Genomic DNA, 7,960 nt, shown 5'->3' with positions numbered 1-7,960 from the left:
TGAGCCGGGGCCCGCCGTCCGGCGCCGCGTCCGGCCCGTCGCCCGCCGTGTGCCGAACCTCCGCGACCCGCGACACCGACACCCGGGTCGCCGCCCCCGGGGCGTGCCGGACGACGTTGGCGAGCGCCTCCTGGACGATCCGGTACGCGGACAGCCCGACCGTCTCCGGCACCTCGGCGTCGCCGGGTCCGGCCGGGGCGAACTCCACCGGCACGCCCGCCCGCGCCGTCGCCTCCACCAGCTGCCCGATCTGGGCCAGGCCCGGCTGCGGGGCGAGTTCGCCGTGCGTCTCCTCGTTGCGCAGGACCCCGAGCAGCCTGCGCATCTCGCCGAGCGACTCACGGGCGGTCGCCGCGATCGACGTGAACTCCTCCTGCACATCGGGCGGCAGGTCCTGGAGGCGGTACGCCGCGGTGTCCGCCTGCACCGTGATGACGGACATGTGGTGGGCCACGACGTCGTGCAGCTCCCGCGCGATGCGGGCCCGCTCCTCGAGCAGCGTGCGGCGGCCGCGCTCGGCCTCGCTGATGGTCTCCTGCTCGGCCAGCTTGCGCTGCACCTCGTACCGCTCGCGCAGGACACCGCCCAGGAGCAGCGCGACACCGCCGAGGATGGTGAAGAGCATGCCGTCGGCGCCCGCGCCGTGCGGTGCGAAGAACGCGAGCGCGGCGTTCGCGGCCGCCGTCGCCAGCCACACGAGGACGAGGGTCCGGCGCCGCTCCCGCAGCCCGAGAGCGAGACACAGCCCGACGTAGCCGACGATCTCCATGACGGGGAACGGCCACTGGCGGTGCGAATCGAAGTCCACACCCAGGAGGGCGACGGCCCCCGCGACATCCGCCGCGAAGATCACGTACCAGGCCTGCAGCGGGCGGACGACGGCGAGGAGCAGCGGCGCCGTCTGCGCGATGGCGAGCGCGCTCGCGACGCCGCCGTTCAGCCCGTAGTCGGCGGTGAGCACCTGGATCGTGGTGGGCAGCAGCGCGACGGCGAGGACGAACGCCACACACCACGGCAGCAGCCGCACCCACCGATGGGAGGCCCCCGCGAGCAGGGCGCGCGGGGGCTTCTCGTCCACTGACGTCATGCGCGCCAGCTTAGGGTCGGCGGTGCCGTGACCGGGCGCGGCACGGCTCAGGCCGCCAGCGCGAAGGAGACGAACCCGGCCGCGAGCACGCCCGCCGCCGTCCGGCGCAGTGCGCCCGTACGGACCCACGGGGTCTCGAGGCGCCGGGCGAACGCCGCGATGACGACGAGGAGTACGGCGAAGAGCGGCATCCACGCCAGCCGCGCCAGGATCCAGCCCACCGAGTCCGGCGCCGCGGTCAGACCGGCGATCCGGCCCGCGTACGAGGCGGGGACCGCCGCGGCGAGCATCGCCACCTGGTGCCAGCACAGGATCGTCAGCGCCGACAGGTTGACGACCACGACCGGCGCCCACAGCGCGGGACGCCCGAGGAGGCGGGCCAGCCGGTCCCGCAGCAGGATCGCGGCACCGGACTGGGCGGCCGCGAGCGCCAGCACGAGCAGGGACGGCGGGTGCGAGTTGGTCCGGTCCGCACCGGGCACGCCGACCATCGACAGCGGGTAGTGGAAGACGAGCAGCAGCGTCGCGAACAGCGCGGTCCCGCCCCCGAGCAGCAGCCAGGCCGCGCGACGGCCGACGCGCCCGTCCGCCCAGGACACGCCGAGCTGGTAGGCGAACATCCAGCCCGGCAGCAGGTTCACCAGGCTGATCCAGGACGGCATCGCGTCCGCGTACGGTCCGTAGCGCAGCAGGTCGACCACCGCCACCGTGCCGATCAGCGGCGCGGCGGCCCAGCCGCCGAGCCGTCGCGAGGCACGCACGCAGTACGGGGTGAGCGCCGTGATGACCGCGTAGACGGCGACGAACCACAACGGCTGGACGACGAGCGTCGACGCCGTGTGCAGCGTGGCGAGCGGGACGTGGAAGCCGTAGTGCAGGACCGGGAGGAGCAGCGCGCACACCGCGGTCGCGCCGAGGACCGGCCGGCCAAGGCGCCGCAGCCGGCCCACCGTCCACTGCCGGGCCGTGCCGGTGCGCCGCCGGTAGGAGAGGTACGAGGAACAGCCGCCGACGAGGAAGAAGATGCCCAGCATCTGGAGCAGCCAGCTGGCCGGGGCCAGCCCGCCGAGCGTCGTGAGCGGACTGGCGTTGTGCAGACCGCCGTCCGCGTCGAGGGTGAAGCCGCCGACCAGCCAGTGACCGGCCGGGACGGCCAGCAGCGCCAGGGCGCGCAGTCCGTCGAGGGCCCGGTCGCGGTGGGCGGGGGTCCGGGCGTCGATCCGGTCGGCGAGTGCGGCGAGCCGCGGGATCCGGGCCGGACCGGTGCGGCGGCCGCTGGCCGTGAGCTGTTTCATGACGGCTCTCCCGCGGCGATCCCGGCGAAGGCGGCCAGCGTGGAGGTGCCCGGCGAGAAGTACCCGTCGTGGGCCGCCACGTCGCCGGCGGGCAGGACCCGCGCGCCGAAGCCGGGTTCCGTGGGGTCCGTTCCGTGGCCGAGACCCAGCACCTCGACATGGGGCACCCGGCCGATCCAGTCGTGCGGGGACCTCGTCGCCCAGACCCGCGCGTGCGTGCCGAGGTCCCCGGCGTCGTCGGCGCGCATCCCGGGCGAGCCCGCGACGACGACGTCGCGGGCGTCGGTGGCCCGGGCGGCGAGACCGCACACCACGGAGCCGTAGCTGTGGCAGAACAGGGCGGGGTCGGGCAGCCCGGCCGCGTCCAGGCCGTCGGTGAGCCGGACCAGCCGGGCGGCGCCCGGACCGGCGAGGCGGCCCGTCGCGAGATCGGGACCGATCCCGGACGGCGTCGTGTACCCGGCCCAGGCGATGACGGCCGTGTCGTCCCCGGCCGCCTTCTGCAGATCGGCGGCCCACCGCGCGGTCCGGGCGAAGCGGCCCGCGTCGACGTCCGACCCGGGCACGATCACCGCGACGTGCGTGGCGTGCTCCAGGTCGCCCGCGACCTGTGCGATCCGACCCCGGCCGCGCGGGTCGTACGCCAGGACCCGGTCGCCTGCGGCCGCGTTGGCCCGGTACCGCAGCGCCACCGGCACGCCGTCGAGATTGCCCACGACCGCCGGATAGGCCGCGACGAGCCGCTGCCGCTCGGGTCCGGTCAGCGTCGCGAAGAAGGCGGCCACCTCGGACGGCGTCGCCGTGACCGGGTCGGGGAGCGGCCGGCCCAGCGTGTCGTCGGCACGCCAGGCGGCGGTGCCGGGCAGCGGACCGCTCGGCGCGCTCTCGCCGCCTGCCGAGGCCCAGCCGGCCGCACCGCCGACCAGCAGTGTGGTCAGTACGGCGGTGGTGAGCAATGTCCTGAAGCGGCGCATCGGTCCGTCTCCCTGCGTCTCGTCGGTGGTGGCGAGGAGAAGGTAGGGAGCGGGCGGGGCCCCGCGCGTCACTCCGGGGTGCCGGTCCTGAGGTGATACCGGGGTAGGGGGTGGTGGACCGGCGGCCCTTATGGAGGAAGGAACATCCCCCGTACGAGGGCGTGTGCCCGTTTCCGGCCGCGCCGCGCGGAACCGGCCGCGACATGATCACGAGGCCCTGCCCGCGCCCCGGAGCCCGGGCGCCCCGCCCCCCCCACCGGAGGTGACCGTTCGTGGTCCTCGTCATCGTCCTCGCCGCCGTCGCCCTGATCGTCGGGCTGGCGGCGAACCGGTTCCTGCGGCCCCGGCTGCTGGCCGAGGACGACGACACCGGCATGGCCGTCAAGGACCTCGTCGGACCGCTCCTGACGCTGACGGTCCTCATCCTGGCGTTCGTCCTGGTGACCGCGAACGGCTCCTACGGCAAGGCCGAGGTCGCCTCCCGCGGCGAGTCCCGGGCCCTGGACCAGCTGGTGGAGACGGCGGAGTACGCGCCCGCCGCGCAGCGCGGCAAGATCCAGGCCGGCGCGGTCTGCTACGCCCGGGCCGTGCGCACCCAGGAGTGGCCCGCGATGTCCGACGGCGAGGGCTCGACGGCGCCCAGCGTGTGGTCCACCGACTTCCGCCACACCTTCCGCTCGCTGGAGGGCGAGCCGGTGTTCGGGATGCTCGTCACCGCGGACAACAAGCGCTCCGACGAGCGCGAGGAACGCCTGACCCAGGCGAGCGCCAGTATCCCCAGCGCCTTCTTCTGGTTCCTGCTCGCCACCCTCTTCATCACCGTGGTGGCCCTGGGCGTCTGCCTGCCCCGCAAGAACAACCGCGGCCAGCTCATCACCCTCACGGTGATCACCGCCATCCTGACGACGATGCTGGTGATCATCCGCGACGTGGACCGGCCCTTCGGCGGCATCATCAACGTGGCTCCGACGGCGATCGCCGAGGTGGAGCACCAGGCCTACCGCGACTTCCGCGCCCACCACCCCGCGGCTCAGCTCCCGTGCGACGGCAGGGGAGTGCGTCGCGGGGTCTGAGGCGGAGGCGGACGTCCCCGGGCGGGGCGGGCCCGGGGACGGGTGTGCCTAGCGTCCGTCCCGCAGCCGTGCCACATGGCCGGCGACCGACTCCAGGACCTGTACCGGGCGGAGCAGGTCGGCGTAGTCGATCGGGGGCTTGTGGCTGCGGGCCATGTCGAGGAAGGCCTCCAGGCCCGGGACGCAGTAGTCGGGGCCGAGCGTCAACTCCCGTGCGGTCACGGTGTCCCGGGTCAGGACCATCGCGTGGAAGGGGATCTGGCGGGGACCGTCGGGGCGGACGAGGTTGACCACGACGCGGGTGGCTCCCGCGGTGAACGTGGTCGTCACGGTCGCGTCCGTGGTGTGCGTGTGCACGGGCGAGAGGGCGCCCGGGGCGAGGCGCAGGGCCACGTCGACCGGGTGGATGCCGTAGAAGAAGACCCCGCCGTGCTCGCTGCCGGGGTCGGCGGGGCCGGAGGCGGTCACCGTCAGCGGAGGGCCTCCGGGCGCCGTGTCGGCCGCGAGCGCGTCGGTGTCCGGGATCCAGCGCAGTGCCGAGGACGAGGTCAGGGGTGCGTCGTGGGCGACGGCGGCGTCGATGATCGCCCGGGCGTCCGCCACGGAGCAGGCCAGCGGCTTGTCGACGAAGACGGGAAGGCCCGCCGTCAGGAACGGGACCGCGTGCGCGCGGTGCAGTCCGCCGTGCCGGTCGGTGACGATCACGGCGTCGACCAGGGGCAGGAGTTCGGTGGGCTCGTCGACGACGAGGTCGATGCCCCCGGCCTCGGCGAGCGCCGTGTTCCGCGGACCGCGTCCGCCGCTGAGCGCGACGACGCGGGCGTCGCCGCCGGCCTCCTCGACGTTGAGGTGGTGGATGATGTGGTCGCCGTGGCTGTTCTCGGTGCCGATGATCCCGATGCGCATCAGGAGACTCCGTTCAGGGTGACGGGCTTGCCGGTGCGGGCGGACGCGTAGATGCCGAGGACCAGTCGGAGCGCCCGGCGCCCCTCCGCCGTCCCGACCGCGGGCGGACGGCCCTCCGCCACGGCCGCGAGGAAGTCCAGGTACTGGTCCCGGTGAGCGGTGTCGATGGAGGCCTGGCCCGAGGCGCCGGGCGGCGCGGGAGCGGGCCCGTCCTCGTCGCCGCCCTCCACGGTGTGGAAGGACGTGAGCTCCTCGCGCTCGATGACGGCGCTGCCCCGGTCGCCGTGGACCGACAGCCGCACCGGGAGCCCCGGATAGGCGGCGGTGGTGGCGGTCAGGGTGCCGATCGCGCCGCTCGCGAACCGGACGGTCGCGGCCAGGGTGTCCTCGACGTCGATGCGTTCGTGGGCGAGGCAGGCGGCGAAGGCCGTCACCTCGACGGGTTCACCGAGCATCCAGACCAGCAGGTCGAGTGCGTGGATGCCCTGGTTCATGAGCGCCCCGCCGCCGTCGACGGCCCGGGTGCCGCGCCAGCCGCCGGAGTCGTAGTACTCCTGCGATCGCCAGAACGTGGACTCGGCGATCGCCGACGTCACCCGGCCCAGGCGCCCCGCTCCGATCGCCGCGTGCACGAACGCGGGGGCGGATTGGAAGCGCCGCTGGCTGATGACGGCGACGGTGCGGCCGCAGGTCCGCTCGGCGGCGATGATGCGGTCGGCCGCCTCCAGCGTGATGTCGATCGGCTTCTCGACGACGACGTGCTTGCCGGCTTCCAGCGCGGCCACGGCGAGGTCGGCGTGACCGCCGCTCGGCACGCAGACGCTGACCGCGTCGATGTCGGGGCGTGCCAGGGCGGCGGGGATGTCGTCGGTCGCGTCGACGCCGAAGCGGTCCGCGAGCGCCTTCGCACGGGCCGGGTCGGCGTCCGCCACGGCGACGAGCCGGCCCCGGTCCCCGAGCGAGGAGATCAGGCGGGCGTGCACCTCGCCGATGACGCCGGCGCCGATGAGCAGGAATCGCATGTCAGTGTCCGTTCGCGGGGGAGCGGTGCGGGGCGGTGGTCGTCCAGGGGTGCAGCGTGCCGCCCTCGTCGGCGCTGAGCTGGGCGGTCAGGGCGATCCGGGTCACCGCGACACTCTGCGCCGTGTCGACCTCGGGGGACCGGCCGGCGGCGAGCGCGGTGAAGGCCTCCTGCGCCGGACGTCGGCCCGGCGGCAGGACGGCCTCGTACGGGGCGTCGGAGTCGGTCACGACGGTCAACCGCTGCCGGGCCCACAGGAGTTCGGCCGTGCCGCGGGTTCCCGTCAGCCGCATCCGGTAGTCGCCGTGCCAGGGGGCCGCCGCCGGTGTCAGCCAGCTGACCTCGACCGTCGCCGCGAGGGGGCCCGCGTTCAGGAGCAGCGCGCCGTGCAGCGGGAAGGGAGCGCCGGCCGGGCTCGAGGCGGCGACGGTGCCCGCGGTGGCTCCGGACAGGTGGAGGATCAGGTCGATGTCGTGCACGGCCAGATCGCCGATGATGCCGCCGTAGGTGCGCCGGTCCAGGAACCAGCCGGGGCGCTCGGCCCGCTTCAGCCTGTGCGGGCCCGACGAGGCGACCATGACGAGATCGCCCAGGTCGCCGCGCGCGAGGAGCCGACGGGCGGCGAGGGTCTCGGGATAGTGCCGCTTCTCCAGGAGGAGCGACACGGTGCGTCCGGCGCGGGCCGCGGCGGCCTCGATCGCGTCGAGTTCCGGGAGGGAGGTGCACAGGGGCTTGTCCGCGAGGACGTGGGCGCCGGCGTCGAGAGCGTCCACGACGGTGCGGGCGCGGTCGGCGTAGACGCCGGCGACCATGACGACGTCGGGGCGCTCGGCTTCCAGGAGGGCGCGGTGGTCGGTGTAGGCGCGGGCGCGGTGCGGGCCCGCGTGAGCGGCGGCGAGCGCAGGGTCCCGGTCGCTGACGGCGACGAGTGTGTAGGCGGGTGCGTGATGGGGGAGTTCGTCGAGCGCGTACGTGACGTGTGGGTGCGCGGCGCCGAGGACGGCGAGCCGGAGCACCGGGGTGTCGGGCATGCGGACATTGAAGTGTGCAACCGGTTGCACGTCAAGGGAGTCGGGGGTGACGGATTCGCCCGCCGCCGCTGGGCGAGCGGGCCGGGCGGCCCGCTGCGTCAGCCTCGCGGAGCGGCCGTCGTCGACCGCTCCACCAACGCCGTGTCGAGGAGGACCCGCACGTCGGACGCGGCCTCCGCCCCCCGCCCGAGCCGCTGTGTCAGCAGATCGACCGCCGCGGCGCCGGCCTCCGCCGCGCGCGCCGAGACCGTGGTCAGCGGTGGATACGTCTGGGCCGCCATCACGTCGTCGCAGCCCACGACGCTGAACTCGGCCGGGACCGACACTCCTTCGGCGGCCAGCCCGGCCAGCACCCCGTGAGCCATCAGGTCGTCGAAGGCCACGACCGCGCTCGCCCCCGAGGTGAGCAGTGCGGGGGCCGCCTGCTGTCCGGCGGCGTAGGTGGACATGCGGGACGGCAGGACGTGCGGCTCGACGCCGAGCCGGTCGGCGGCCCGGCGGAAGGCCTTGCGGCGCTGGCCGTTGGCCCAGGACCGGGCCGGTCCGCTGAGGTAGGCGACGCGGGTGTGGCCG

At 74.9% G+C, this 7,960-nt stretch carries 8 protein-coding genes; 1 reads left to right on the top strand and 7 read right to left on the bottom strand.

The window, feature by feature from the left end:
• From GTW43_RS01355 to GTW43_RS01345, 3 genes are all read right to left on the bottom strand, one after another.
• Window positions 1-1,087, bottom strand: a 1,087-nt coding sequence (locus GTW43_RS01355; protein ID WP_161299687.1) for a histidine kinase, incomplete at its 3' end; no start/stop codon positions are given.
• Window positions 1,088-1,134: 47 nt separating this feature from the next.
• Window positions 1,135-2,382, bottom strand: a complete 1,248-nt coding sequence (locus tag GTW43_RS01350) for an acyltransferase (RefSeq protein WP_161299686.1) — start codon at window positions 2,380-2,382, stop codon at window positions 1,135-1,137.
• Entirely contained in the window at window positions 2,379-3,356 is a 978-nt protein-coding gene (locus GTW43_RS01345; protein WP_161299685.1) for an alpha/beta hydrolase, read from the bottom strand. The genes GTW43_RS01350 and GTW43_RS01345 overlap by 4 nt, the downstream gene beginning before the upstream one ends.
• 272 nt (window positions 3,357-3,628) lie before the next feature.
• Here GTW43_RS01345 and GTW43_RS01340 point away from each other — a divergent pair, with 272 nt between their 5' ends.
• On the top strand, window positions 3,629-4,429 hold the full coding sequence (locus GTW43_RS01340; RefSeq protein ID WP_161299684.1) for a hypothetical protein: 801 nt from the start codon (window positions 3,629-3,631) through the stop codon (window positions 4,427-4,429).
• Between the two features lie 48 nt (window positions 4,430-4,477).
• On the opposite strand, the gene GTW43_RS01335 is transcribed toward GTW43_RS01340, so the two are convergent.
• The 4 genes from GTW43_RS01335 to GTW43_RS01320 all read right to left on the bottom strand — a co-directional run.
• Window positions 4,478-5,335 (bottom strand): Gfo/Idh/MocA family oxidoreductase, encoded by an 858-nt coding sequence (locus GTW43_RS01335; protein ID WP_161299683.1) that lies wholly within the window; start codon window positions 5,333-5,335, stop codon window positions 4,478-4,480.
• On the bottom strand, window positions 5,335-6,357 hold the full coding sequence (locus tag GTW43_RS01330; protein WP_161299682.1) for a Gfo/Idh/MocA family oxidoreductase: 1,023 nt from the start codon (window positions 6,355-6,357) through the stop codon (window positions 5,335-5,337). The genes GTW43_RS01335 and GTW43_RS01330 overlap by 1 nt, the downstream gene beginning before the upstream one ends.
• Before the next feature lies 1 nt (window position 6,358).
• On the bottom strand, window positions 6,359-7,387 hold the full coding sequence (locus GTW43_RS01325; RefSeq protein WP_202500910.1) for a Gfo/Idh/MocA family oxidoreductase: 1,029 nt from the start codon (window positions 7,385-7,387) through the stop codon (window positions 6,359-6,361).
• A 98-nt stretch (window positions 7,388-7,485) separates the two neighbouring features.
• Window positions 7,486-7,960 (bottom strand): substrate-binding domain-containing protein (locus GTW43_RS01320; protein ID WP_161299681.1); only part of this gene is annotated, 475 nt, incomplete at its 5' end.

The sequence above is a fragment of the Streptomyces sp. SID5785 genome, assembly GCF_009870065.1.
Classification (GTDB): Bacteria; Actinomycetota; Actinomycetes; order Streptomycetales; family Streptomycetaceae; genus Streptomyces.
Note: the sequence above shows the minus strand (reverse complement) of the source record. Positions and strands in the feature narration are given on the sequence as shown.

Excerpts from the sequence above, each read along its gene's own strand:
- GTW43_RS01335 (WP_161299683.1), bottom strand. The coding sequence starts at position 5,335 with ATGCGCATCGGGATCATCGGCACCGAGAACAGCCACGGCGACCACATC.
- GTW43_RS01330 (WP_161299682.1), bottom strand. The coding sequence starts at position 6,357 with ATGCGATTCCTGCTCATCGGCGCCGGCGTCATCGGCGAGGTGCACGCC.
- GTW43_RS01350 (WP_161299686.1), bottom strand. The coding sequence starts at position 2,382 with ATGAAACAGCTCACGGCCAGCGGCCGCCGCACCGGTCCGGCCCGGATC.
- GTW43_RS01345 (WP_161299685.1), bottom strand. The coding sequence starts at position 3,356 with ATGCGCCGCTTCAGGACATTGCTCACCACCGCCGTACTGACCACACTG.
- GTW43_RS01325 (WP_202500910.1), bottom strand. The coding sequence starts at position 7,387 with ATGCCCGACACCCCGGTGCTCCGGCTCGCCGTCCTCGGCGCCGCGCAC.